Genomic DNA, 25,657 nt, shown 5'->3' on the forward strand with positions numbered 1-25,657 from the left:
GTGTTGCCGCCGTTGTCGGTGTTATCGCCATCATCAGTATTGCCACCGTCATCGGTGTCGTCGGAAGGCTCATCAGAAGGCGTCGCCTTTGATTCCAGATACCAGTTGCCGTCACTGTGCTGGTAGAGGTTATATTCCCAGGCGCCTGCGACGACCGGTTTTGCCAGCGTCAGTTGGGCTTCGGAACTGCCGCCGATGCTGACAATTTCCATACCGTTAATAGTTTGCGCGCCTGCGCCGCCAATGTTGGTGATGCTGATGCCGGACTGACCGAAGCTGCTGCCCGTAATAGTGAGGTGATCAGTTGGTGAATTATCTTCACCCAGGGTGCTGTTCATCACGATCTGGCTACCGTCAGAGCCGGTGTAGTCGCCATTAATCGTAAAATTATTGCCAACGCTATTATTAGCCGCACTGAGTAACAGCGTGCCGCCATTAGTCACGTTGCCGTTGATGGTATCGACGCCGGAAGCGCTGAGCGTGGAGTTACCCTGGACTGCATTCCATGCCGCCAGCGTACCGCCGCTAAGAACCGCGATGTTGTTGTTCACTTCGCCTGCGGTGGCAAAGGTCGCGCCATTTTCAACGGTAACGGTGGCGTTACTGCCCTTGACGCCGAGCGTTGCGCCGGTGGAGACCAGCGTGGTGCCGCCGTGCAGAACCGTATCCCCTGTATAGCTATTTTTGCCCGTCAGGGTCAGGGTGTTGGAATCAACTTTTTCGACGTTACCGCTACCGGTCATGTCGGTGGCGAAAGTGAAATCGCTTCCCTGGTTAAAAATGACGGTACCGTTGTTGGTGAGCCCACCGCTGAGGGTCGCGGTTTTTTCGCCATCGCCCAGTTGCAACGAAGCATCTTTGGCCACCCGAGTATTACCGGTATTCGATACCGCGCCTGACAGGGTTAACGTGCCCGTGTCTATCAGCAAGGAATCGCCAGAGCCAATAATATCGAGATCGCCCGACAGCGCCCAATTTTCGCCGTTCATTGTGACGCTGGCAAAGCCGTCGTCTTCATTCAGACCAACAAAGTTACTGTCTTCCGAACCCGTGCCGATCAACGTCAGGGTATTTCCTCTGGAATTTGTGGATATTACGTCACCGATGAGGTTGGAGCCAGTGTCGAGCAGTAGCGTGTTATTTTTATCGCTGGCAAACATAATAGCGTTTGTTTCACCACTAATCGTTCCGCTATTTTTGATATCTAATTTTGCTGTATCTTTTACATTGATTCCGTACTGGGTTCCCTGCACAGTGGCACTGTTAAAAATCTTAGTGTTACCATCATTTGCCGTAATAGCATCACCGTTTGTACCGATAATTTCGCCACTGTTATTAATGCCAATACCAACCTGAGTACTAAGACCTGTTTTTCCTTTTATCGTTCCGGTGCTGGTATTGGTAATATTTACTGCGGAGGAGTTTTCACTGACAAAAATGCCATTTTCCGAGCCAGTAATGTTTCCACTATTATTAAAATCACCGAGTACTGACTGAATATTCACCGCATTCGCGGTGGTGGAGGAAATGGTTGCGCCGATGTCGTTATTAATTACAATGCGCTGTACACCAGTATTTATATTCAGGCCATTTCCCGTGCCAGAAATATTCCCATTATTAGTGGCGTTAGTGGTAGTAAACCCAGTGACAGATACCGCCGCTTCACTATCTGCGGAAGATATCGTCACGTCTTTATTTATAACATATTCAGCATCGGCTGAGAAATCTTGAGGAACAGAAGTTGATTGGTCAATCGTTGCAGAAAACGCAACCGCAGGGGTGCATATCAACAAGGCAGGAAATATCTTTCCCAGAGTTTTGGTTGTATTATTTAATTGGGAGGGTTTGTTGCTCATGTACACATCCATTTGAGTGAGAAGGAATATTCGACACGTGTGTGAAACGTATATCGACCGCCTAAATAATGAGCTCAAAACAAAGAGCGTAAAATTATTATTTTTTCAATGGGTTATGTACAGACTGTTTTATTAAAGAATGACTTAAGGTCCTCTAAAAATATCTGTTGGCAATATGAGTTGTTACTATTATTTTGCGGCATGAATTTGTCGTACGCGTCGTTTTCTTTCTTTAGCGCCGTAATCGCTGTTAAGCTGGTGATGATTGCCAATACTTGCGATTTACTTTGAAGCGTAAGATGACCCCTTTAAGTCGGGGTGGTAACTGTCTACACTCATTGCTACAAGAAAAGTAAAAGACGGGCATATACATGATTCTGATAATTTATGCGCACCCCTATCCGCAGCACTCGCATGCGAATAAGCGGATGCTTGAGCAGGCAAGGACGCTTGAAAACGTAGAGATACGTTCCCTCTATCAACTCTACCCTGATTTCAATATCGATGTCGCTGCCGAACAGGAGGCGCTCTCCCGTGCCGATCTGATCGTCTGGCAGCATCCGATGCAGTGGTACAGCACGCCTCCGCTGCTGAAATTGTGGATCGACAAAGTTTTCTCCCACGGTTGGGCATATGGACACAACGGCAACGCGCTTCAGGGCAAAAGCCTGATGTGGGCTGTTACCACCGGCGGGGGGGAAAGCCACTTTGAGATTGGCGCCTTCCCCGGATTTGACGTGCTGGCGCAGCCGCTCCAGGCTACTGCCCTTTACTGCGGTCTGAACTGGCTTCCGCCTTTTGCGATGCACTGTACCTTTGTCTGCGACGATGAAACCTTGCAGGCGCAGGCTCGTCACTACAAACAACGTTTACTTGAGTGGCAGGAGGCGCACAATGGATAGCCATACGCTGATACAGGCGCTGATTTACCTCGGCGCGGCGGCATTAATTGTGCCCGTGGCGGTTCGTCTGGGGCTGGGCTCAGTGCTCGGCTATCTGATTGCCGGGTGTGTGATTGGCCCCTGGGGCTTTCGGCTGGTGACGGATGCCGAGTCGATCCTGCATTTTGCGGAGATTGGCGTGGTGCTGATGCTGTTTGTGATTGGTCTGGAGCTGGATCCGCAGCGGCTGTGGAAGCTACGCGCCTCGGTGTTTGGCGGAGGCGCCCTGCAAATGCTGGCCTGCGGTCTGCTGTTGGGCGGGTTCTGCATTCTGCTGGGGATGGAGTGGAAAGTCGCGGAGCTGATCGGCATGACGCTGGCGCTCTCCTCGACGGCAATTGCCATGCAGGCAATGAACGAGCGTAACCTGACGGTGTCGCAAATGGGGCGCAGCACCTTCTCCGTACTGTTGTTCCAGGATATTGCCGCCATCCCGCTGGTGGCGATGATCCCGCTGCTGGCAGCCAGCGGCGCATCAACAACGCTGGGAGCATTTGCCTTATCAGCGCTGAAGGTTGCCGGTGCGCTGGCGCTGGTTGTTCTGCTTGGTCGCTACGTAACGCGTCCGCTGCTGCGCTTTGTTGCTCGCTCTGGCCTGCGCGAAGTATTCAGCGCCGTTGCGTTATTCCTGGTGTTTGGTTTTGGATTGCTGCTGGAAGAGGCCGGGCTGTCGATGGCAATGGGCGCCTTCCTCGCGGGAGTCTTACTGGCAAGCTCCGAATACCGTCACGCGCTGGAAAGCGATATCGAGCCGTTTAAAGGATTGCTGCTGGGGCTGTTTTTCATCGGCGTCGGGATGTCTATCGACTTCGGGACGCTGGTAACCCATCCGCTGCGCATCATCATTCTGCTGGTGGGTTTCCTGGTCATTAAAATGGCGATGCTGTGGCTGATTGCCCGCCCGTTAAATGTGCCAAAACCGCAACGCCGCTGGTTTGCCGTGCTGCTGGGGCAGGGGAGTGAGTTTGCTTTCGTGGTCTTTGGCGCAGCGCAGATGGCAAATGTACTCGATCCGGAATGGGCAAAAGCGCTGACGCTGGCGGTTGCGCTGTCGATGGCCGCAACGCCGATCCTGCTGGTGCTGCTGACGCGTCTGGAAAAAACGGGAAGCGAACAGGAGCGAGAAGCCGATGAGATCGACGAGGAGCAGCCGCGGGTGATCATCGCCGGATTTGGCCGCTTCGGGCAGATTACTGGCCGTTTACTGCTCTCCAGCGGTGTCAAAATGGTCATTCTCGATCACGATCCTGACCATGTCGATACGCTGCGTAAATTCGATATGAAAGTGTTTTACGGTGATGCGACCCGCGTCGATCTGCTGGAATCCGCCGGGGCGGCGAAAGCCGAGGTGTTGATTAATGCCATTGACGATCCAGAGACCAGTATGCAGATGGTTGAGCTGGTCAAAGAGCATTTTCCGCATCTGACCATTATCTCCCGTGCGCGCGATGTGGATCACTACATCCAGCTGCGTCAGGCGGGTGTGGCAGCCCCTGAACGTGAAACCTTCGAAGGGGCGCTCAAATCTGGCCGCATGGCGCTGGAAAGCCTGGGGCTTGGCGCGTATGAGGCACGTGAGCGTGCCGATCTGTTCCGCCGTTTTAATCATGAGATGGTGGAAGAGATGGTGGCGATGGCGAGCAGTACGGCAACCGAACGCGCTGCGGTGTTTAAACGCACCAGCACCATGCTGACGGAGATCATCAACGAGGATCGTAATCATCTGTCGCTGGTTCAGCGCCACGGCTGGCAAGGAACGGAAGAGGGCAAGCATACTGGTGATCCTGCGGATGAACCGGAGAGTAAACCCTCTGCGTGAAGTGGAGTTGCCAGCAATATTAAAAAATTTCTAATTCTTTACCCTGCCGCCAGTCGACGAAAGATTAAGCTTTCCGTATAGTGGCGGCAATTTTTTGCATCCGGGAAATTTTCAATGATCAGTCTGATTGCAGCGCTGGCGGTAGACCGCGTTATCGGCATGGAAAACGCCATGCCGTGGAACCTGCCTGCCGATCTCGCATGGTTTAAACGTACTACGTTAAACAAGCCGGTAGTGATGGGCCGCCTGACCTGGGAGTCGATTGGTCGTCCACTGCCGGGTCGTAAGAATATTGTGATCAGTAGCCAGCCGGGCACTGACGATCGCGTTCAGTGGGTTAAGTCCGTTGATGAAGCAATTGCCGCCTGCGGCGATGCCGAAGAGATCATGGTGATCGGCGGGGGGCGTGTGTATGAGCAGTTCCTGCCTAAAGCGCAGAAACTGTATCTGACGCACATTGATGCGGAAGTGGAAGGGGATACTCATTTCCCGGATTACGATCCGGACGAGTGGGAGTCCGTATTCAGTGAGTTTCACGATGCGGATGCGCAGAACTCACACAGCTACTGCTTCGAAATTCTGGAACGTCGTTAACGGTTTTATCCTCTCCCCGAAGGGAGAGGATAAACATCTTCAGGAGGCGACTGCCTCACCCTCGCCTAAGTCCAGCTGTCGATTGGATGGCTGCACAAAGTAGGTTTTATCTTCCCAGCGTAAGCAGGTTAAATCCCCGCCCCAGCAGCATCCGGTATCCAGCGCATAGATATTTTCCGGGGTGCCTTTTCCTTCCAGCGATGCCCAGTGTCCAAATACCACACTGTATTCGTTTGTCACGGGGCCCGGAATCGCAAACCATGGCTTAAGCGGCGCAGGGGCATTTTCAGGCGTATCTTTGCAATACATATCCAGTTGCCCGTTCGGGAAGCAGTAGCGCATCCGCGTAAAAGCATTGGTGATAAAACGCAGTCGTGCCAGGCCGCTGAGGTCATCACTCCAGTTATTTGGCATGTCGCCGTACATCGCATCAAGGAAGAACGGGTAGGAGTCGCTCGCCAGCACCGCTTCGGCGTCGCGCGCGCAGGTTTTTGCCGTCTCAAGATCCCACTGAGGCGTGATGCCGGCATGCGCCATCACCAGTTTTTTCTCTTCGTCAATCTGTAGCAGCGGCTGGCGACGCAGCCAGTTGAGCAACTCATCGGCATCCGGTGCTTCCAGCAGGGGGGTAATGCGATCTTTCGGCTTATTACGGCTGATCCCGGCATATACGGCCAGCAGATGCAGATCGTGGTTGCCCAGCACCATGCGCACGCTGTCACCCAGCGATTTGACATAGCGGAGGACGTCCAGGGAACCGGGACCGCGCGCCACTAAGTCGCCCGTCAGCCAGAGCGTGTCCTGCCCGGGGGTGAAGTCGACCTGTTTTAATAATGCGATCAGTTCATCGTAGCAACCGTGAACGTCGCCAATCAGATATGTAGACATTAGATTAATGAATAAGTGTAGGTACGGCGAGACGGAATACGGGAATAGCAATGCGGAAAGCATTGCCGTCGGCATCGACCATTTCATAATGGCCTTGCATGGTACCCAGCGGCGTTTCAATGACCGCGCCGCTGGTGTACTGATACTCTTCGCCAGGGGCGATATGGGGTTGTTCACCGACCACGCCTTCGCCCTGGACTTCAATTTCACGGCCATTGCCGTTGGTGATAAGCCAGTAGCGCCCGAGCAGTTGCACAGGCATCCGCCCCAGATTGCGAATGGTTACGGTATAAGCAAAGACAAAACGTTCTTCATCCGGTGTGGATTGGGACTCAATGTAGACGCTTTGAACCTGAACACAGACGCGGGGCGAATCAATCATGGCTTAGCTCTCCTTCGGCGGCGCATTGTCGCTGATGTAATTAGCCAGCTTGCAGTACTGCTCTACGGAAATATTTTCCGCACGCATTGCCGGGTCGATGCCCAACTCAGCTAATACGTCAACGGTAAACAGATTGCCAAGGCTGTTACGAATCGTTTTACGGCGCTGGTTAAAGGCTTCTGTCGTGATACGGCTCAGCACGCGCAGGTCTTTGACCGGGTACGGCATCGTTTTATGTGGCACCAGGCGCACAACCGCAGAATCTACTTTTGGCGGCGGCGTGAATGCGGAAGGCGGTACTTCTAATACCGGGATCACGTTGCAGTAATATTGCGCCATCACGCTTAAACGACCATACGCTTTACTGTTCGGCCCTGCAACCAGACGGTTAACGACCTCTTTTTGCAACATGAAGTGCATGTCGGCAATGGCATCAGTATAGCTAAACAGATGGAACATTAGCGGGGTGGAGATGTTGTACGGCAGGTTACCGAACACGCGCAGCGGCTGTCCCATTTTTTCTGACAGTTCGCCAAAGTTCATGGTCATCGCATCCTGCTGATAAATCGTCAGCTTCGGCCCGAGGAACGGGTGCGTTTGCAGACGCGCGGCCAGATCGCGGTCGAGTTCGATAACGGTCAGTTCGTCGAGGCGTTCGCCTACCGGCTCGGTCAGCGCGGCAAGACCCGGGCCGATTTCGACCATGGCCTGACCTTTCTGCGGATTAATGGCAGAAACGATACTGTCGATCACAAACTGATCGTTGAGGAAGTTTTGCCCGAAGCGTTTACGGGCTAAGTGGCCCTGATGGACTCGATTAGTCATTGAGTATTAACAATCATTTTGATGGCGAGATTAAGCGCCGTAATAAAACTGCCGACATCCGCTTTTCCCTGGCCTGCCAGATCCAGCGCAGTACCGTGGTCAACGGACGTTCGAATAAAGGGTAAACCGAGGGTGATATTCACCCCGCGGCCAAAGCCCTGGTATTTTAGCACGGGCAGACCCTGATCGTGGTACATCGCGAGTACGGCGTCGGCATTATCCAGGTATTTGGGCTGGAAAAGGGTGTCGGCAGGCAGAGGCCCGCTGAGGTTCATCCCCTTCGCCCGCATCTCCTCAAGCACCGGAATGATGATGTCGATCTCTTCGGTGCCCATATGTCCGCCCTCACCCGCGTGCGGATTCAGGCCGCAAACCAGCACATGCGGCTGCGGAATGCCGAATTTGGTTTGCAGATCGTGATGCAAAATGCCAATGATCTCACGCAGGAGTTCAGGCGTAATGGCATCCGGAATGGCTTTGATCGGCAGGTGCGTTGTTACCAGCGCAACGCGCATTGCTTCGGTTGCCAGCATCATCACCACTTTCGGGCTGTGCGAACGCTCTTCGAAAAATTCGGTATGCCCGGTAAACGGAATGCCCGCGTCATTGATCACGCCTTTATGCACCGGACCGGTGATCAGGGCGGCAAATTCGCCCTGAAGGCAACCGTCACAGGCGCGCGCCAGCGTCTCGACAACGTAGTGGCCGTTTTCGGTGTGTAACTCACCGGGGACAACAGGCGCACGGAGCGGAACAGAAAGCAGGGTGAGAGTCCCCGCCTGCTGCGGTGCGGGCTGTTGGCCTTCAACGTAAGGGAGGAGCGTTAAAGGCAGACCGAGCAAAGCTGCCCGGTCTTGTAACAGTGTTGCATCTGCGCAGACAACCAACTCTACCGGCCAGCTGCGCTGGGCGAGCTGAACCACAAGGTCAGGCCCAATCCCGGCGGGTTCGCCGGGGGTGATCACAACACGATGCGGTATCATCAGTTGCTCAACACTTTCACGTAAGCGCTGGCGCGTTGTTCCTGCATCCAGGTTGCGGCTTCTTCAGAGAACTTACGGTTAAACAGCATGCGATACGCACGGTCTTTCTGCGCCGCGTCGGTTTTATCCACGTTGCGCGTGTCCATCAGCTGGATCAGATGCCAGCCGAAGGAGGAGTGTACCGGCGCGCTCATCTGGCCTTTATTCAGCTTCATTAACGCATCGCGGAAAGCCGGATCGTAAATATCCGCTGCCGCCCAACCCAGGTCACCGCCCTGGTTTGCAGAGCCAGGATCCTGAGAGAACTCTTTTGCCGCTTTATCGAAGGTGGTTTTACCGCTCTTGATGTCTGCGGCGATCTGTTCCAGCTTCGCACGGGCCTGATCGTCAGTCATGATCGGAGACGGCTTAAGCAGGATATGACGGGCATGCACTTCGGTAACCGAAATGTTCTGGCTCTGGCCGCGCAGGTCGTTCACTTTCAGAATGTGGAAGCCCACACCGGAACGGATTGGACCGACGATGTCGCCTTTCTTCGCCGTGCTCAGCGCCTGGGCAAACAGGGATGGCAGCTCCTGAATACGGCCCCAGCCCATCTGGCCGCCTTTCAGCGCCTGCTGGTCAGCGGAATAGGTGATCGCCAGCTTGCCGAAGTCATCGCCATTACGCGCCTGCTCAACGATAGCGCGCGCCTGGCTTTCCGCCTCAGCCGCCTGATCGGAGGTTGGGTTTTCCGGCAGTGGGATCAGGATGTGGCTCAGGTTAAGCTCAGTGCTGGCATCATTCTGATTCCCTACCTGTTTTGCCAGGGCATCCACTTCCTGAGGCAGGATGGTGACGCGGCGACGGACTTCATTGTTACGCACTTCTGAAATCAGCATCTCTTTACGGATCTGATTACGGTAGGTGGCATAGCTGATGCCGTCGTAGGCCAGGCGGCTACGCATCTGATCCGGGGTAATGTTGTTCTGCTTTGCAATGTTGGCGATCGCCTGATCGAGCTGCTCGTCAGAGATCGTCACGCCCATTTTCTGGCCCATCTGAAGAACAATCTGATCCATGATCAGACGCTCCAGGATCTGGTGGCGCAGCGTAGCGTCATCCGGAAGCTGTTGACCTGCTTCGCCCGAGTTGAGCTTTACAGATTTCATCAAACCGTCAACGTCACTTTCAAGCACGACGCCGTTGTTAACCACAGCCGCGACTTTATCGACAACCTGTGGGGCCGCGAAGCTGGTATTCGCAACCATAGCGACACCGAGTAGCAGCGTTTTCCAGTTCTTCATACTTTTTCCATTTCAATTAACCGCAAAGCGGATTACGTTGTAAATCAAGCACATTACAATGAACTACGATACGGCAGAATGTTCGAGCGCAGCATCTGCTGCGTGCCCAGACCGTAGTTAGAACTCAGGCCGCGCAACTCGATATTAAAGCCGATCACGTTATCATATTTGCCCTGACTGTTTTGCGTATCCCAGCCGTTAAGTTTGCGTTCGTAACCGACACGTATTGCGTAACAGCAGGAGTTGTATTGCAGACCCAGCATCTGGTCAGCAGGTTTTTGGGCATTCGTGTCATAGTAGTAGGCCCCGACGACTGACCAACGATCGGCGATCGGCCAGCTCGCGGCGGTACCCACCTGTGAAATACCGTCTTTGTATTGGTCTGTATTCGCATAGTTTGGCAGCGTCGCCTGGATATACTCCGGGCTGGCGTAACGGTACGTCAACTGCAACATGCGGTCTTCATCACGACGGTATTCGATGGCTGCGCTGCCCGTCGCGATATTGTCCAGTCGTGTATCGTACTGAACACCACCGCGCAGACCCCAACGATCCGTCATGCGCCAGTAGGTGTCGCCCGCCCATACCAGTGAGCCCGTTTTGTTGTCTTTCTCCCAGTTAATGTCGTCATCACCGGTACGAGACTCGGTGAAATAGTAGATTTGACCAACAGAAACGTTAAAACGTTCAACGGCAGCATCATCATATACGCGCGTTGTGACGCCAGTCGTTAACTGGTTAGCAGACGCAATACGGTCAAGCCCGCCGTAGGTACGGTCACGGAACAGGCCGCTGTAGTCTGATTGCAGGAAGGAAGAGTCGTAGTTTTGAATTTTGCTCTGATCGCGATAAGGCACATACAGATACTGCATACGCGGCTCAAGCGTCTGGGTGTATCCATCGGCGAGAAGGCCCATATCACGTTCGAAGATCAGCTTCCCGTCCATTTTGAATTGCGGAAGCGTACGGTTTACCGACTCTTCAAGATCGGTGCCATAGCGTTTGTTATACCAGTCCAGATTTTTCTGCTGGTAGTGGGTGGCCATCAGCTTAGCTTCGGTATTCAGGCTCGCCCAGTCGTTTGACCACGGCAGATTGATCGTCGGCTCGATATGCAGACGCGTTGATTCCGGCATATCCGAGTTGGTGTTGACGAAATGGACCGCCTGAGCATAAACGCGCGTGTCGAAAGGACCCACATCGTTCTGATACCAGTTCACGTCCAGCTGCGGCTCGGCACCATAGGTACTACGCGATTGTGTATCAAATACCTGGAACTGTTTGGTCGACACCGTCGCGTCAAAGTTCTCAATGGCGTAGCCCACGCTGAATTTCTGCGTGGCGTAACCGTCGGTACTGGAGCCGTATTTAGAATCAAAGTCGTTGAAGTAATACGGATCGCTGACTTTGGTGTAGTCGATGTTGAAGCGCCACACCTGATCCAATACCCCGGCGTGCTTCCAGTAGTACATCCAGCGGTGCTTATCACCTTCGCTCGGATGCTCGTCCTGGAACACCTTATCTGATGGCAGATAATCAAATTCCATCAGACCCGCGCCCGCCTTGGTCAGATAGCGGAATTCGTTCTCCCACATGATGTTACCGCGCTTATGGATATAGTGCGGCGTGATCGTGGCGTCCATGTTGGGCGCAATGTTCCAGTAGTACGGCAGGTAGAACTCAAAGTAGTTCGACGTGCTGTACTTGGCGTTCGGGATCAGGAAACCTGAACGACGTTTGTCACCCACAGGCAGTTGCAGGTAAGGGCTATAGAAAATGGGCACCGGGCCGAGTTTAAAACGGGCGTTCCAGATCTCTGCAACCTGTTCTTCACGGTCGTGGATCACTTCACTGCCCACAACGCTCCAGGTATTTGACCCTGGCAAACAGGAGGTAAACGTGCCGTTTTCGAGAATGGTGTAGCGGTTTTCGCCGCGCTGCTTCATCAGGTCCGCGGTACCGCGCCCCTGACGACCGACCATCTGGTAATCACCTTCCCAGACGTTGGTGTCTTTGGTATTCAGATTCGACCAGGCTTTCGGACCTTTCAGGATGACCTGATTGTCGTCATAGTGCACATTACCCAGCGCATCCACCGTACGGACAGGCGCCTGAGCACCTTCCGGTTGCTTCTGGTGCAATTGCACTTCGTCAGCAAGCAGGCGACTGTTTCCCTGGTTAATATCGACATTGCCCGTAAAGGTCGCATTGTCAGGATAATTACCTTTTGCGCTGTCGGCATTAATGGTGACGGGTAAGTCATTCGTATCGCCTTTCACCAGTGGGCGATTGTAACTTGGGACGCCAAGCATACACTGCGAGGCGAGATCGGCTGCGAGCCCCTGTTGGCTATACAGGGCGGTGCCAATCATTGTGGCCAGAAGGGTGGGGATACGTTTTTTCATACGTTGTATTTTATTGTTCCGTCATCAGTGGCTACGGCTTACAAACGCTCAGAGACTATCTTACTCATCAGCGCAGTACCAGCGTTAATCCTGCCCGTTTGCGCGCCAGAGTGTTAGGCTCGCTATCGAATGACGAGTATGATAATGCAAATTATAGGCGATGTCCCTCAATTGACCGTGGCGCGACCACTGTAATGATGGCGTTGCGTCGGCCAGGAACATGACCATTCGGGGAGTATATGCAGTATTGGGGTAAAATAATCGGCGTTGCGTTCGCAATTATTATGGGTGCCGGATTCTGGGGTGTCGTTCTTGGCCTCATTATCGGCCATATGTTTGATAAAGCACGCAGCCGCAAAATGGCCTGGTTTGCTAACCAGCGCGAGCGCCAGTCACTCTTTTTCTCCACCACCTTCGAGGTGATGGGGCACTTAACCAAATCAAAAGGACGCGTAACGGAAGCCGATATTCAGGTGGCCAGCGTCTTTATGGATCGCATGAATCTGCACGGCGAATCCCGCATCGCGGCGCAGAATGCGTTTCGGATTGGTAAATCAGATCACTACCCGCTGCGTGAAAAAATGCGGCAGTTCCGTAGCATCTGTTTCGGGCGTTTTGATTTAATTCGGATGTTTCTGGAAATTCAAATCCAGGCCGCCTTCGCGGATGGCTCTCTGCATCCGAATGAACGGGACGTCCTGTATGTGATTGCTGAAGAGTTGGGCATTTCCCGCATGCAGTTCGATCAGTTCCTGCGCATGATGCAGGGCGGCGCGCACTTTGGCGGCGGTTATCAGCAGCAATCGTCCGGCGGCGGCTGGCAGCAGGCGCAGCGTGGCCCTACGCTTGAAGATGCCTGTAACGTCCTCGGCGTGAAGCCGTCTGACGATGTTACGACCATCAAACGCGCCTATCGTAAGCTGATGAGCGAGCACCATCCGGATAAGCTGGTGGCGAAAGGCCTGCCGCCAGAGATGATGGAGATGGCGAAACAGAAAGCGCAGGAAATCCAGAAAGCCTACGAGCTAATTAAAGAGCAGAAAGGTTTTAAATAAAAAAATGGCCCGACAGTGTCGGGCCATTTTTTCAGAAGTCCACCGGGGCTTTGAACGTCATGGCGTTGCCGAAAGCAGGGTGGGTGATGGTGAGCGTCTGCGCATGCAGTTGCAGGCGCGGCGCTAACGCCAGCGCTTCCGGCGGCGCATAGAACCTGTCCCCCAGAATGGGGTGACCCATCGCAAGCATATGCACACGCAGCTGGTGGGAGCGCCCGGTAATCGGCTTCAGCAGGACGCGCGCGGTGTTATCCGGCGCGTTCTCCAGCACTTCATACTCGGTTTGCGCGGCCTTGCCGGTTTCGTAACACACCTTCTGCTTTGGCCGGTTCGGCCAGTCGCAAATCAGCGGTAAATCCACCAGCCCTTCCGCCTGCGCCGGATGGCCCCAGACGCGCGCGACATACTGTTTCTTCGGCTCGCGCTCGCGGAACTGACGCTTCAGCTCGCGTTCTGCCGCTTTATTCAGAGCCACCACAATCACGCCGCTGGTCGCCATATCCAGACGATGGACAGACTCGGCCTGGGGATAATCACGCTGGATACGCGTCATCACGCTGTCTTTATGCTCTTCCAGACGCCCCGGCACGGATAACAAGCCGCTCGGCTTGTTAACCACCATAATGTGCTCGTCCTGATACAGAATGACCAGCCACGGATCCATCGGGGGATTGTAGGGCTCCATTACCATCTTGCGCTCCGCTTACTGATGCGTCACAACGATAAGACGCAGGGCGTCGAGACGCCATCCCGCCTGATTCAGGCTTTCCAGCACCTGCTGGCGGTTGCTCTCAATGGCGGCCAGCTCATCGTCACGAATGTTAGGGTTCACTGCTTTCAACGCTTCCAGACGCGACAGCTCGGCAGAAAGCTTCTCATCGGCTTCGCTACGCGCCGCATCGATCAGCACTCTGGCCGCTTTTTCGGCCTGGGCTTCACCCAGTTGCAGAATGGCATGCACGTCCTGCTGCACCGCATTCACCAGCTTACTGCCGGTATGGCGGTTCACCGCGCTCAGCTGACGGTTGAAGCTTTCAAACTCCACCTGGCCGGCCAGGTTCGTACCGTTTTTATCCAGCAGCAGACGCACCGGAGTTGGCGGCAGGAAGCGGTTAAGCTGAAGCTGTTTCGGCGCCTGCGCTTCCACAACGTAGATCAGCTCCACCAGCAGCGTGCCCACAGGCAAGGCTTTGTTCTTCAACAGGGAGATGGTGCTGCTGCCGGTATCGCCGGAGAGGATCAGATCCAGACCGTTGCGGATCAGCGGGTGCTCCCAGGTGATGAACTGTGCATCTTCGCGGGAAAGCGCCACATCACGCTCAAAGGTGATGGTGCAGCCGTCTTCCGGCAGGCCCGGGAAATCCGGCACCAGCATATGATCGGACGGGGTCAGCACGATCATGTTCTCGCCGCGATCGTCCTGGTTAATGCCGACGATGTCGAACAGGTTCATGGAGAAGCTGATCAGGCTGGTGTCATCGTCCTGTTCTTCGATACTTTCGGCCAGCTGCTGCGCTTTTTCACCGCCGTTGGAGTGGATCTCCAGCAGGCGATCGCGACCCTGCTCCAGCTGAGCTTTCAGCGCGTCGTGCTTCTCTCGACAGGATTTGATCAGCTCATCAAAGCCCTCGGTGTTTTCCGGCGCCGCAAGGTAACCGATCAGATCGCTATGCACCTGGTCATAAATGGTGCGGCCCGTCGGGCAGGTATGTTCAAACGCATCCAGGCCTTCGTGGTACCAGCGAACCAGAACGGACTGGGCGGTTTTCTCCAGATACGGAACGTGGATCTGAATATCGTGCGCCTGACCGATACGATCCAGACGGCCGATACGCTGCTCCAGCAGATCCGGGTTAAACGGCAGATCGAACATCACAAGATTGCTGGCGAACTGGAAGTTACGGCCTTCAGAACCGATTTCGGAGCACAGCAGAACCTGCGCGCCGCTGTCCTCTTCACTAAACCACGCCGCAGCGCGGTCGCGCTCGATAATAGACATGCCTTCATGGAACACGGCGGCGCGAATACCTTCTCGCTCGCGCAGCACTTGTTCAAGTTGCAGGGCGGTGGCTGCCTTGGCGCAGATCACCAGCACCTTCCGGGAACGGTGCGCGGTCAGATAACCCATTAACCACTCCACGCGCGGATCGAAGTTCCACCAGGTGCCAGTGTCGCCTTCAAATTCCTGATAAATTTGCTCCGGGTAGAGCATATCGCGCGCGCGATCTTCCGCTGATTTACGGGTGCCCATAATGCCGGAGACTTTAATCGCCGTCTGGTACTGGGTCGGCAGCGGCAGTTTGATGGTGTGCAGCTCGCGTTTCGGGAAGCCTTTCACGCCGTTACGGGTGTTGCGGAACAGCACGCGGCTGGTGCCGTGACGGTCCATCAGCATGTCGATCAGCTCTTTACGCGCAGATCCCGCATTATCGCTGTCGCTGTTCGCGGCCTGAAGCAGCGGCTCAATATCCTGCTCGCCGATCAGATCGCTGAGGGTGTTAAGTTCATCATTAGAGAGACGATTACCGGCCAGCAGCAGCGCAACGGCGTCCGCCACCGGACGGTAGTTTTTCTGCTCTTCAACAAACTGCTCAAAATCGTGGAATCGGTTCGGATCGAGCAGGCGCAGACGGGCGAAGTGGCTCTCAAGACCCAGCTGCTCCGGGGTGGCGGTCAGAAGCAGAACGCCCGGTACGCGCTCGGCAAGCTGCTCAATCGCCATGTATTCACGGCTTGGCGCATCTTCGCTCCAGACGAGGTGGTGCGCTTCGTCGACGACCATCAGATCCCATTCTGCGTCGCACAGGTGCTCCAGGCGCTGCTTGCTGCGGCGTACGAAGTCCAGGGAGCAGATCACCAGCTGTTCGGTTTCAAACGGGTTGTCCGCGTCGTGCTGGGCTTCGGCATAGCGCTCGTCGTCGAACAGGGAGAAGCGCAGGTTAAAGCGGCGCAGCATCTCGACCAGCCACTGGTGTTGCAGCGTTTCCGGCACCACAATCAGCACGCGCTCGGCAGCGCCAGAGAGCAGCTGCTGGTGCAGGATCATGCCTGCTTCGATGGTTTTACCCAGGCCCACTTCGTCAGCCAGCAGCACGCGAGGCGCATGGCGACGGCCCACGTCATGGGCGATATTCAGCTGATGGGGAATAAGGCTGGTACGCTGGCCGCGCAGGCCGCTCCACGGCATGCGGTACTGTTCACTCTGGAACTTACGCGCGCGGTAGCGCAGGGAGAAGCGATCCATTCGGTCGATTTGCCCGGCAAACAGACGGTCCTGCGGCTTGCTGAAAACCAGTTTGCTGTCGAGCAGCACTTCACGCAGGATAACATTCGTCTCGTCGGTATCAAGACGCGTTCCAATGTAGGCGAGCAGTCCATTCTCTTCTTTTACGTCTTCAACCTTCAGCTGCCAGCCTTCGTGGCTGGTCACGGTGTCGCCCGGATTGAACATTACGCGGGTAACAGGGGAGTCATTGCGAGCGTACAGGCGGTTTTCACCGGTAGCAGGGAAAAGGAGGGTAACCATGCGCGCATCGACGGCAACGACGGTTCCTAATCCAAGTTCGCTTTCTGTATCGCTGATCCAGCGTTGACCAAGTGTAAAAGGCATAGTTGTTCGGCTCTAATCTTTAATTGCAGGCAATAGTTCGACCCCGTCAAAAAAGACGGTCATCGAAAAATGGGTCCGGGAATGGAAAGGGCGCTATGGTACTGGATGGCAACGGTTTCGTCACGCGTCAAAATAGCCCAAGTTGTCCTGTCACTAGTGTAGCAAAGTCGTCATTGATGAACGGTAAAATTCCCTCCGCAACCGGCTGAAGCTGGCGGGTCAGGTAGTGATCGTAATCGAGCGGAGACTGCTGGTAATCAACGGGTTCCGGGCCGTTAGTTGTCCAGACGTATTTGATCGTACCCCGGTTCTGATACTGCGGCGCACGGCCCCGGCGAACATTCTCTTCATCCGCCAGCCGCGCTGCGCGTACGTGGGGAGGAACATTACGTTGATATTCGGCCAGCGGGCGGCGCAGGCGCTTGCGATACACCAGCTGGTCATCCAGCTCACCCGCCATCAGGCTGGCGATGGTGTCGCGCACGTAGTCCTGATAGGGCTCGTTGCGAAACACCCGCAGGTAGAGCGTCTGCTGGAACTGCTGCGCCAGTGGCGTCCAGTCGGTGCGCACCGTCTCCAGCCCTTTAAAGACCATCCGCTGCGTGTCACCTTCCTGAATCAGCCCGGCGTAGCGCTTCTTGCTGCCCTGGTCGGTTCCGCGAATGGTCGGCATTAAAAAGCGGGCAAAATGGGTTTCAAACTCCAGCTCTAACGCGCTGGTTAACCGCTCTTTTTGCAAATTTTCGCGCCACCAGTCGTTCACGTAGGCGACCAGTTCTTTGCCGATTCGCGCGGCGTCGTCTTCTGAATGGGCCGCTTTCAGCCAGACAAAGGTGGAGTCGGTATCGCCATAAATAACGTCATAGCCCCGGGATTCAATCAGCGCTTTGGTCTGGCGCATAATGTCGTGCCCGCGCATGGTGATGGAAGACGCCAGCCGGGGATCAAAGAAGCGGCAGGCGCTGGTACCCAGCACGCCGTAAAAGGCGTTCATAATGATTTTCAGCGCCTGTGAGAGCGGCTTGTTGCCGTGGCGTTTCGCCTCGTCGCGGCCGTGCCAGATGTTTCCCACAATTTCGGGCAGGCAGTGTTTTTCCCGCGAGAAGCGTGCCCCAAGAAAACCTTCGGTGCTGTGCGCATCGTCTGGCTGCGCCATCCCCTCCACCAGCCCCACCGGATCAATCAGAAACGTGCGGATAATGGACGGGTACAGGCTTTTATAATCCAGCACCAGCACCGAGTCATACAGTCCGGGCCGTGAATCCATCACGTAACCGCCGGGGCTGGCCTGCGGCGGCACGTCGCCGAGGTTAGGGGCGACATAACCCGCCCGGTGCATCCGTGGGAAATAGAGGTGGCTGAAGGCCGCTACCGAGCCGCCATGCCTGTCGACCGCAAGGCCGTTCACCGTTGCGCGTTCCAGCAGGAAGGGCATGATCTCGGTTTTGTGGAAGATCTGCGTCACCAGCTCGCAATCTTTCAGGTTATAGGTGGCGAGCGCGGGTTTATCTTCATTAAAACGCCGGTCGATCTCGTCCATTCGGTCCCAGGGATTGTCGATGGATTTACCTTCGCCGAGCAGTTCCTGGGCGACCGCTTCCAGCGAGAAGGAAGAGAAGTTCCAGAAGGCGGATTTCAGCGCCTCGATACCGTCGATAATCAGGCGACCGTTAGCCTGCGCGAAGAAAACACCGTTCTTAAAACCGTGCTCACGCCACTCCAGCTCGCTGTTGCCGCGCCCCAGAATCAGCGGGATACGGTAACGCTCGGCATGTTTTTGCAGCACGCGCAGGTCAAACTGCACTACGTTCCAGCCGATCAGAACATCCGGATCGTGCTCGGCAAACCACTGGTTAAGCTTCTCCAGCAGTTGCGGGCGGCTGTTGACGTACTCCAGATTAAAATCCAGCGCGGACGCATCGCCGTTCGGCGGCCCGAGCATATAGACAACCCGCTGCCCACAGCCTTCCAGGCCAATGCAGTACAGTTCGCCGTGGCGGGTGGTTTCAATATCCAGCGACACCCACTTTAGCGGCGGGCGATAGTGCGGATTAGGCTTCAGGCGCGCGTTAACGATCCTGCCGTTTTGCGCGGTGCCATCTACCCAGACGGGGGCGGTGATAAACCGCTCCATCAGAAAGCGTTCAGGCGGGCGAATGTCGGCCTCGTAAAGCGTCGCGCCTGCTTCACGAAGCAGCTTTTCATAGCGCATTAACTGGCGATGGGCGCGGCAGTAGAGGCCGTAAACCGGCTGGCGGTGGAAATCTTTCAGCTGAAGCGGCGTAAGGCGCCAGTTGTTTTCGCCGCGTAGCAGTTGTTTCACTTTCTCGACGTGAGCTTCAGGAATAAAGGCCACGGACTCCTGCGGCGGGAGCGTAACGTTTAGCGGGCCGTTGTCCGTTGCCAGCCAGAATTCAACCTCAGTACCCTGAGGGGTATCCCGCCAGTGTCTGGTCAGTAAAAAGCCTTCTTGCGCCTGCGTCACGGCGTTATCCCATAAAACAAACCAGGCCTGATTATAGCCTGGTTGAGGGATGTTTGCTGGGGTTTTATACAGTGTCTGTTCCGCCGGATGGCGCTGCGCTTATCCGGCCTACAGGTTCCGCAGGCCCGGTAAGCGCAGCGTCACCGGGCAAGGGTTTACTGCCCGTAGTAGGCTTTCGCACCGTGCTTACGCAGGTAATGCTTATCCAGCAGGGTTTGCTGCATATCCGGCAGCTGCGGTACCAGCTGGCGGCAGAAGATCCCCATATAGGCGACTTCCTCCAGCACGATCGCGTTGTGCACCGCGTCCTCCGCGTTTTTACCCCAGGCAAACGGGCCGTGGGAGTGCACCAGCACGCCGGGCATTTGCGCCGCGTCGATTCCCTGTTTTTCGAAGGTTTCGACAATCACGTTCCCCGTTTCCCATTCGTACTCACCGCCGATCTCCGCATCGGTCATCAGACGCGTGCAGGGAATGGTGCCGTAAAAGTAGTCCGCGTGGGTGGTGCCGGTGGCCGGAATAGGCTGGCCCGCCTGCGCCCAGATGGTCGCGTGACGCGAATGGGTATGCACAATCCCGCCGATGGTCGGGAAGGCCTGATACAGCAGGCGATGAGTGGGCGTATCGGAGGAGGGCTTTTTATTGCCTTCAACCACTTCACCCGTTTCGATGCTGACCACCACCATGTCTTCTGCGGTCATTACCGTGTAATCCACGCCGGAAGGCTTGATCACGAACACCCCTTTTTCCCGGTCAACGGCGCTGACGTTGCCCCATGTCAGGGTTACGAGGTTATGTTTTGGCAGCGCCAGGTTGGCTTCGAGTACCTGACGTTTGAGATCTTCTAACATTGTCGTCTCCTGCCGGATGGCGCTGCGCTTATCCGGCCTACAGAACCGTAGGCCCGGTAAACGAAGTGCCACCGGGCATTCAGGGCTTAGCGTTTTGAACCGTAATAGACTTCGTTCCAGCGCAGCGCGTCTTTAAAGGCTGGCAGACGGGTGTCGTTATCAATCACGGTCAGTTCGATGTCGTGCAGCTCGGCAAACTGACGCATATCGTTCAGGTCAAGCGCGTGGCTGAATACGGTGTGGTGCGCGCCGCCGGCCAGGATCCAGGCTTCCGAGGCGGTTGGCAGGTCAGGCTGTGCTTTCCACAAAGCGTTGGCGACCGGCAGTTTCGGCAGAGAATGCGGGGTTTCAACCGCATCGACGCAGTTCACCAGCAGGCGGAAACGATCGCCGAGGTCAATCAGGCTGGCGTTAATGGCCGGGCCGGTACGGGTGTTGAAGATCAGACGGGCCGGATCCGCTTTGCCGCCAATGCCGAGGTACTGCACGTCGAGGATCGGTTTCTCTTCAACCGCGATGGATGGACACACTTCCAGCATGTGCGAGCCGAGCACCAGATCGTTGCCGTTCTCGAAGTGGTAGGTGTAGTCCTCCATAAAAGAGGTGCCGCCCTGTAGACCGGTCGACATCACCTTCATGATGCGAAGCAGAGCGGCAGTTTTCCAGTCGCCTTCGCCCGCAAAGCCGTAGCCCTGCTGCATCAGACGTTGTACCGCCAGACCCGGGAGCTGTTTCAGGCCGTGGAGATCTTCAAAGGTGGTGGTGAAGGCATGGAAGCCGCCCTGTTCCAGAAAACGCTTCATGCCCAGCTCAATACGTGCGGCATCCAGCACGTTCTGGCGCTTGTCACCGTTGACCTGTGTCGCAGGCGTCAGGCGATAGCTGCTTTCGTACTCGTCCACCAGCGCGTTAACGTCGCCATCGCTGATGTCATTCACCACCTGCACCAGGTCGCCCACCGCCCAGGTGTTGACGGAGAAGCCAAATTTAATCTGCGCGGCCACTTTATCACCGTCGGTGACCGCCACTTCGCGCATGTTGTCGCCGAAACGCACCACTTTCAGGTGGCGGGTATCCTGCTTAGATACCGCCTGACGCATCCAGGAGCCAATGCGTTTTTGTGCCTGACCGTCCTGCCAGTGCCCGGTCACCACGGCATGCTGTTGACGCATGCGCGCGCCGATGAAGCCGAACTCGCGGCCGCCGTGCGCGGTCTGGTTCAGGTTCATGAAGTCCATGTCGATGCTGTCCCACGGCAGGGAGGCGTTGAACTGCGTGTGGAATTGCAGCAGCGGTTTGTTGAGGATAGCCAGGCCGTTGATCCACATTTTGGCTGGCGAGAAGGTGTGCAGCCACACCACCAGGCCAGCGCATTTGTCATCGTAATTGGCATCGCGGCAAATGTTGGTGATTTCGTCCGGGGTGGTACCCAGCGGCTTCAGCACCAGTTTGCACGGCAGTTTGGCTTCCGCGTTCAGCGCATTCACAACGTGCTCCGCGTGTTTCGTCACCTGCTGCAACGCTTCCGGTCCGTACAAATGCTGGCTGCCAATCACAAACCACACTTCATAATTATTAAAAATGGTCATTATCGTGTCCTTAATGTGTCAGGGTTGCCGTAGTATCCGCGGTGCTTTTGGCCGGGGCGGCGACAGGGAGATAGTGAAGTTCGGCGCTTTTTGCCCATTGCTGGTAGCGCTGATAAAGCTGTTCAAAGCGTTGTGCCTGCTGAGTCTGCGGCTGGAGCGTACTTTCGACGGCGCTCGCCATGTGCTGTTGCGCGGTCGGGATATCCGCATGTACGCCTGCGGCCACGGCAGCGAAAATCGCGGCGCCCAGCGCACAGCACTGATCGGAGGCCACAATTTGCAGCGGCCGGTTCAGCACGTCGCAGCAGGCCTGCATAATCACCGGGTTTTTACGGGCGATGCCCCCCAGCGCCATCACGTTGTTTACGTCAATGCCCTGCCCGGTGAAGCACTCCATAATGGCGCGCGCGCCGAATGCGGTGGCGGCGATCAGGCCGCCAAACAGCGCGGGCGCGTCGGTCGCGAGGTTGAGATCGGTAATCACCCCTTTCAGACGCTGGTTGGCAAACGGCGTACGACGCCCGTTGAACCAGTCCAGCACCACCGGCAGGTGGTCGAGAGACGGATTTTTTGCCCAGGCTTCGGTGAGCTGCGGCAGGAGCTGTTTTTTGCTGTCGGCAATCTGCGTTTTCAGTTCAGGACGCGCGGCAGCCAGCTGATCCAGCGGCCAGCCGAGCACACGGCCAAACCAGGCGTAGATATCGCCGAAGGCGGACTGACCCGCTTCGAGGCCGATAAAATCGGGTACCACGCTGCCGTCAACCTGACCGCAAATGCCTTTCACCGCGCGGTCGCCGACGCTGGCTTTATCTGCCGTCAGAATGTCACAGGTGGAGGTGCCGATAACTTTCACCAGCGTGTTGGGCTGCGCACCCGCGCCCACGGCACCCATATGGCAGTCGAACGCGCCGCCGGAAATGGTCACGTTTTGCGGCAGACCGAGGCGTTTCGCCCACTCTTCGCAGAGCGTGCCGACCGGAATATCGGCGGTGAAGGTGTCGGTAAACAGCGGGTATGTCAGGTTTTTGTTGATGATCGGATCGAGTTCATCGAAGAACGCTGCCGGAGGCAGCCCCCCCCAGCTTTCATGCCACAGCGATTTATGCCCGGCGCTGCAACGGCCGCGGCGGATATCCTGCGGGCGAGTGATGCCGGAGAGCAGGGCGGGAACCCAGTCGCATAGCTCAATCCATGATGCCGCTGCCTGTGCGACCGACGCGTCCGCGCGGGTAACGTGCAGGATCTTGGCCCAGAACCACTCGCTGGAGTAAATTCCGCCGATATACCGTGAGTAGTCAGTTTTGCCCGGCTGATGGCATAAGCGGGTGATGGCTTCCGCCTCTTCCACGGCGGTATGGTCTTTCCACAGCACAAACATGGCGTTCGGGTTGTCGGCAAACTCCGGTCGCAGCGCCAGTACGCGGCCTTCGGCATCGACAGGAGCAGGCGTTGAGCCGGTGCTGTCGACGCCAATCCCCACGACATCGGCCCGCTGGGCGTCCGTCAACTCCGCCAGCACGGTTTTGATCGCCGCTTCCATTGATTCAATGTAATCACGCGGGTGGTGGCGGAACTGGTTGTTCGGCGCATCGCAGTAGCGCCCCTCTTGCCAGCGCGGATACCACTCAACGCTGGTTGCTATCTCCAGGCCAGTCGTACAGTCCACTGCCAGCGCGCGAACTGAGTCGCTGCCAAAATCGAGGCCAATTGCAATTGCCATGGTGTTGCTCCATCCAAAAAACAGGTATGGAAGAACATTAGAGACTGGGGACAAAAATCGTCAGGCAGGATCCGCTAATCTTATGGACTAAATTGCTGTAGCCACGCAAAGTGTGACGCCGTGCAAATATTCTATGTGGACATTTCTGCCGCACTTATAGACACTTTTGTTACTGCTTATCTGCCCGTACTGGCGGAGAAATCAGGGGGAAAGGCTGAAACATGGCGGACGTAAAAGAGGCGTGATGCTTTTTGGATCTTTTCGCGGGCCATTTTTATACTGCTTTTATCGATATGGACAATTGGTTTCCTTCAGGACCCTTGGGAGAACTGAATCTATGGCCGAACCGCAAAACGATCCCTTACTGCCGGGCTACTCATTTAACGCCCATCTGGTGGCGGGGCTGACGCCAATTGAGGCCGAGGGATATCTCGATTTTTACGTCGATCGCCCTCTTGGCATGAAGGGATATATCCTCAACCTGACCGTACGCGGAGAAGGGGTCGTCAAAAACGGGGATCAGCAGTTTATCTGCCGCCCCGGTGATATGCTGCTGTTCCCGCCGGGGGAGATCCACCACTACGGGCGCCATCCGGATGCCAAAGAGTGGTATCACCAGTGGGTCTATTTCCGTCCGCGCGCCTACTGGCAGGAGTGGCTCTCGTGGCCGGCCATCTTCGCCCATACCGGTTTATATCGCCCGGATGAGGCGCATCTGGCGCAGTTCCGTGAGCTGTTCGCACAGATTATTGAGGCAGGGCAGGCGGGCGGGCGCTACGCCGAACTGCTGGCCATCAACCTGCTTGAACAGGTTCTGCTGCGCCGCATGGAGGCCATCAACGAGTCGCTTAATCCGCCGCTGGACAACCGCGTCCGCGACGCCTGCCAGTACATCAGCGACCACCTTGCCGACAGCCAGTTTGATATTGCCAGCGTCGCCCAGCATGTGTGTCTGTCGCCGTCACGGCTCTCTCATCTGTTCCGCCAGCAGCTTGGCGTGAGTGTACTCAGCTGGCGTGAGGATCAGCGCATCAGCCAGGCGAAACTGCTGCTCAGCACCACCCGAATGCCTATCGCCACCGTCGGGCGTAACGTCGGCTTTGAAGATCAGCTCTATTTCTCTCGCGTGTTTAAGAAGTGCACCGGTGCCAGCCCGAGCGAATTCCGTGCGGGATGTGAATAATCGGTAAACATTCAGGTGAACTTCAGGCGCATCTTGTAAACTATTCAGACAATTGATGCCTTGACGCGGTGCAGGGCGCTAAGCAGAATCGCTGATTCGTTTTCTGACCGGAATAGTTATGCAGGCATTGCTGGAACATTTTATTACCCAGTCCGTTATGTATTCGCTCATCGCCGTGGCGCTGGTGGCGTTTCTGGAGTCGCTGGCGCTGGTGGGGCTGATCCTGCCCGGCACCGTGATGATGGCAGGGCTTGGGGCGCTTATCGGCAGCGGCGAGGTCAATTTCTGGCAGGCGTGGATGGCCGGTATCATCGGTTGTTTGCTGGGGGACTGGATCTCCTTCTGGCTGGGCTGGCGCTTTAAGAAGCCGCTGCACCGCTGGTCGTTCATGAAAAAAAACAAAGCGCTGCTGGATAAAACCGAGCACGCGCTGCACCAGCACAGCATGTTCACCATCCTCGTGGGGCGCTTTGTTGGCCCAACGCGCCCGCTGGTGCCGATGGTGGCCGGGATGCTGGATCTGCCCGTCGCGAAGTTTGTGGTGCCGAACATCATCGGCTGCGTCTTCTGGCCGCCGTTCTACTTCCTGCCGGGGATCCTGGCGGGCGCGGCCATCGATATTCCTGACGGTATGCAAAGCGGCGAGTTCAAGTGGCTGCTGCTGGGAACGGCGGTCCTGCTGTGGCTGGCGGTCTGGCTCTGCTGGCGCCTGTGGCGCAGCGCGAAAGCCAGTGTTGATCGCCTGACGCGCTATCTTCCGCGCACGCGCCTGCTCTGGCTGGCCCCGCTGACGCTGGGAGTGGCTGTCGTGGCGCTGGTGGCGCTGATTCGCCACCCGCTGATGCCGGTGTACGGTGAGATCCTGTTGAAGGTGGTGAGCCGTTAAGGTGTTTTCCCTCTCCCTGTGGGCTAAGGGTTCCCCACAAAATAATGCCTGCACAGACGGCCACCTCTCCCTTGAGGGAGAGGGCTGGGGTGAGGGGGAACATACGGCTCTGGTGGTCATTCCGTTCACTTTATGTTCCTTGCTACTCTGTCACGACATGAGCGGTGAACGTGCCAGGGTGGCTCAGTCGCCACCACCCTGGCGACCCGGGCTTCCGGCGGAAAATCGCCGCTTCGCGGTACCTTCGGCTTATTCCTTCCGGCTTATCGGGGACGGGCGGAGGTAACATCCCTGTAAAG

General features: G+C 56.1%; 19 protein-coding genes. 6 read left to right on the forward strand and 13 right to left on the reverse strand.

Annotation, left to right across the window (positions count from 1 at the left end; genetic code table 11):
- On the reverse strand, nucleotides 1–1,856 hold a 1,856-nt coding region (locus tag INF61_RS02250; RefSeq protein ID WP_193547493.1), incomplete at its 3' end, for an autotransporter outer membrane beta-barrel domain-containing protein.
- A 371-nt stretch (nucleotides 1,857–2,227) separates the two neighbouring features.
- Between INF61_RS02250 and kefF the strand changes: the two genes are divergently transcribed.
- The 3 genes from kefF to folA all read left to right on the forward strand — a co-directional run bounded on the left by kefF (nucleotide 2,228) and on the right by folA (nucleotide 5,210).
- Nucleotides 2,228–2,758 (forward strand): glutathione-regulated potassium-efflux system oxidoreductase KefF, encoded by a 531-nt coding sequence (gene kefF / locus INF61_RS02255; RefSeq protein WP_047737158.1) that lies wholly within the window; start codon nucleotides 2,228–2,230, stop codon nucleotides 2,756–2,758.
- The gene (gene kefC, locus INF61_RS02260; RefSeq protein WP_023295908.1) at nucleotides 2,751–4,616 is read left to right on the forward strand and encodes a glutathione-regulated potassium-efflux system protein KefC; all 1,866 of its coding nucleotides are present in this window, start codon (nucleotides 2,751–2,753) and stop codon (nucleotides 4,614–4,616) included. Before kefF ends, kefC begins: the two co-directional genes overlap by 8 nt.
- A 114-nt stretch (nucleotides 4,617–4,730) precedes the next feature.
- Entirely contained in the window at nucleotides 4,731–5,210 is a 480-nt protein-coding gene (gene folA / locus INF61_RS02265) for a type 3 dihydrofolate reductase (RefSeq protein ID WP_003856431.1), read from the forward strand.
- A gap of 39 nt (nucleotides 5,211–5,249) precedes the next feature.
- On the opposite strand, the gene apaH is transcribed toward folA, so the two are convergent.
- Genes apaH through lptD form a run of 6 tightly spaced genes read right to left on the reverse strand, consistent with a single transcriptional unit; the run spans nucleotide 5,250 to nucleotide 11,979 of the window.
- Nucleotides 5,250–6,098, reverse strand: coding sequence for a bis(5'-nucleosyl)-tetraphosphatase (symmetrical) ApaH (gene apaH, locus INF61_RS02270; RefSeq protein ID WP_015572649.1), 849 nt, complete (start codon nucleotides 6,096–6,098; stop codon nucleotides 5,250–5,252).
- A gap of 4 nt (nucleotides 6,099–6,102) precedes the next feature.
- Nucleotides 6,103–6,480 carry a Co2+/Mg2+ efflux protein ApaG gene (gene apaG, locus INF61_RS02275; protein ID WP_003856425.1) on the reverse strand — a complete coding sequence of 126 codons (378 nt, stop codon included), beginning with the start codon at nucleotides 6,478–6,480 and terminating at the stop codon, nucleotides 6,103–6,105.
- A gap of 3 nt (nucleotides 6,481–6,483) precedes the next feature.
- A complete protein-coding gene (gene rsmA, locus INF61_RS02280; protein WP_003856423.1) occupies nucleotides 6,484–7,305 on the reverse strand; it encodes a 16S rRNA (adenine(1518)-N(6)/adenine(1519)-N(6))-dimethyltransferase RsmA in 822 nt (273 codons plus the stop codon).
- Nucleotides 7,302–8,288 (reverse strand): 4-hydroxythreonine-4-phosphate dehydrogenase PdxA, encoded by a 987-nt coding sequence (pdxA, locus tag INF61_RS02285; RefSeq protein ID WP_047728773.1) that lies wholly within the window; start codon nucleotides 8,286–8,288, stop codon nucleotides 7,302–7,304. The genes rsmA and pdxA overlap by 4 nt, the downstream gene beginning before the upstream one ends.
- The gene (gene surA / locus INF61_RS02290; protein ID WP_017383803.1) at nucleotides 8,288–9,574 is read right to left on the reverse strand and encodes a peptidylprolyl isomerase SurA; all 1,287 of its coding nucleotides are present in this window, start codon (nucleotides 9,572–9,574) and stop codon (nucleotides 8,288–8,290) included. The genes pdxA and surA overlap by 1 nt, the downstream gene beginning before the upstream one ends.
- Before the next feature lie 53 nt (nucleotides 9,575–9,627).
- A complete protein-coding gene (gene lptD / locus INF61_RS02295) occupies nucleotides 9,628–11,979 on the reverse strand; it encodes an LPS assembly protein LptD (protein ID WP_017383802.1) in 2,352 nt (783 codons plus the stop codon).
- Nucleotides 11,980–12,218: 239 nt separating this feature from the next.
- On the opposite strand from lptD, the gene djlA reads away from it, so the two are divergent.
- Complete coding sequence (gene djlA, locus INF61_RS02300) at nucleotides 12,219–13,034, forward strand: co-chaperone DjlA (protein ID WP_015572652.1); 816 nt, start codon at nucleotides 12,219–12,221, stop codon at nucleotides 13,032–13,034.
- A 31-nt stretch (nucleotides 13,035–13,065) separates the two neighbouring features.
- On the opposite strand, the gene rluA is transcribed toward djlA, so the two are convergent.
- The 6 genes from rluA to araB form a co-directional block, all read right to left on the reverse strand.
- On the reverse strand, nucleotides 13,066–13,725 hold the full coding sequence (rluA, locus tag INF61_RS02305; protein WP_023303068.1) for a bifunctional tRNA pseudouridine(32) synthase/23S rRNA pseudouridine(746) synthase RluA: 660 nt from the start codon (nucleotides 13,723–13,725) through the stop codon (nucleotides 13,066–13,068).
- 12 nt (nucleotides 13,726–13,737) lie between these two features.
- A complete protein-coding gene (rapA, locus tag INF61_RS02310) occupies nucleotides 13,738–16,644 on the reverse strand; it encodes an RNA polymerase-associated protein RapA (protein ID WP_015572654.1) in 2,907 nt (968 codons plus the stop codon).
- Nucleotides 16,645–16,771: 127 nt separating this feature from the next.
- The gene (gene polB, locus INF61_RS02315; protein WP_193547490.1) at nucleotides 16,772–19,129 is read right to left on the reverse strand and encodes a DNA polymerase II; all 2,358 of its coding nucleotides are present in this window, start codon (nucleotides 19,127–19,129) and stop codon (nucleotides 16,772–16,774) included.
- Nucleotides 19,130–19,284: 155 nt separating this feature from the next.
- A complete protein-coding gene (araD, locus tag INF61_RS02320; RefSeq protein ID WP_045338007.1) occupies nucleotides 19,285–19,980 on the reverse strand; it encodes an L-ribulose-5-phosphate 4-epimerase in 696 nt (231 codons plus the stop codon).
- 86 nt (nucleotides 19,981–20,066) lie between these two features.
- Entirely contained in the window at nucleotides 20,067–21,569 is a 1,503-nt protein-coding gene (gene araA, locus INF61_RS02325; RefSeq protein WP_193547491.1) for an L-arabinose isomerase, read from the reverse strand.
- 10 nt (nucleotides 21,570–21,579) lie between these two features.
- Nucleotides 21,580–23,289: a ribulokinase gene (gene araB, locus INF61_RS02330; RefSeq protein WP_193547492.1), complete on the reverse strand. Its 1,710-nt coding sequence runs from the start codon at nucleotides 23,287–23,289 to the stop codon at nucleotides 21,580–21,582.
- A 337-nt stretch (nucleotides 23,290–23,626) separates the two neighbouring features.
- Here araB and araC point away from each other — a divergent pair, with 337 nt between their 5' ends.
- Nucleotides 23,627–24,472, forward strand: a complete 846-nt coding sequence (araC, locus tag INF61_RS02335; RefSeq protein WP_003856402.1) for an arabinose operon transcriptional regulator AraC — start codon at nucleotides 23,627–23,629, stop codon at nucleotides 24,470–24,472.
- Between the two features lie 118 nt (nucleotides 24,473–24,590).
- The gene (locus tag INF61_RS02340; protein WP_017383796.1) at nucleotides 24,591–25,358 is read left to right on the forward strand and encodes a DedA family protein; all 768 of its coding nucleotides are present in this window, start codon (nucleotides 24,591–24,593) and stop codon (nucleotides 25,356–25,358) included.
- The last annotated feature ends 299 nt before the right edge of the window (nucleotides 25,359–25,657 follow it).

Origin of the sequence: Enterobacter cloacae complex sp. P18RS (genome assembly GCF_014982105.1) — a bacterium.
Classification (GTDB): domain Bacteria; phylum Pseudomonadota; class Gammaproteobacteria; order Enterobacterales; family Enterobacteriaceae; genus Enterobacter; species Enterobacter hormaechei_C.

Excerpts from the sequence above, each read along its gene's own strand:
- kefF (WP_047737158.1), top strand. The coding sequence starts at position 2,228 with ATGATTCTGATAATTTATGCGCACCCCTATCCGCAGCACTCGCATGCG.
- kefC (WP_023295908.1), top strand. The coding sequence starts at position 2,751 with ATGGATAGCCATACGCTGATACAGGCGCTGATTTACCTCGGCGCGGCG.
- folA (WP_003856431.1), top strand. The coding sequence starts at position 4,731 with ATGATCAGTCTGATTGCAGCGCTGGCGGTAGACCGCGTTATCGGCATG.
- apaH (WP_015572649.1), bottom strand. The coding sequence starts at position 6,098 with ATGTCTACATATCTGATTGGCGACGTTCACGGTTGCTACGATGAACTG.
- apaG (WP_003856425.1), bottom strand. The coding sequence starts at position 6,480 with ATGATTGATTCGCCCCGCGTCTGTGTTCAGGTTCAAAGCGTCTACATT.
- rsmA (WP_003856423.1), bottom strand. The coding sequence starts at position 7,305 with ATGACTAATCGAGTCCATCAGGGCCACTTAGCCCGTAAACGCTTCGGG.
- pdxA (WP_047728773.1), bottom strand. The coding sequence starts at position 8,288 with ATGATACCGCATCGTGTTGTGATCACCCCCGGCGAACCCGCCGGGATT.
- surA (WP_017383803.1), bottom strand. The coding sequence starts at position 9,574 with ATGAAGAACTGGAAAACGCTGCTACTCGGTGTCGCTATGGTTGCGAAT.
- lptD (WP_017383802.1), bottom strand. The coding sequence starts at position 11,979 with ATGAAAAAACGTATCCCCACCCTTCTGGCCACAATGATTGGCACCGCC.
- djlA (WP_015572652.1), top strand. The coding sequence starts at position 12,219 with ATGCAGTATTGGGGTAAAATAATCGGCGTTGCGTTCGCAATTATTATG.
- rluA (WP_023303068.1), bottom strand. The coding sequence starts at position 13,725 with ATGGTAATGGAGCCCTACAATCCCCCGATGGATCCGTGGCTGGTCATT.
- rapA (WP_015572654.1), bottom strand. The coding sequence starts at position 16,644 with ATGCCTTTTACACTTGGTCAACGCTGGATCAGCGATACAGAAAGCGAA.
- araD (WP_045338007.1), bottom strand. The coding sequence starts at position 19,980 with ATGTTAGAAGATCTCAAACGTCAGGTACTCGAAGCCAACCTGGCGCTG.
- araA (WP_193547491.1), bottom strand. The coding sequence starts at position 21,569 with ATGACCATTTTTAATAATTATGAAGTGTGGTTTGTGATTGGCAGCCAG.
- araB (WP_193547492.1), bottom strand. The coding sequence starts at position 23,289 with ATGGCAATTGCAATTGGCCTCGATTTTGGCAGCGACTCAGTTCGCGCG.
- araC (WP_003856402.1), top strand. The coding sequence starts at position 23,627 with ATGGCCGAACCGCAAAACGATCCCTTACTGCCGGGCTACTCATTTAAC.
- INF61_RS02340 (WP_017383796.1), top strand. The coding sequence starts at position 24,591 with ATGCAGGCATTGCTGGAACATTTTATTACCCAGTCCGTTATGTATTCG.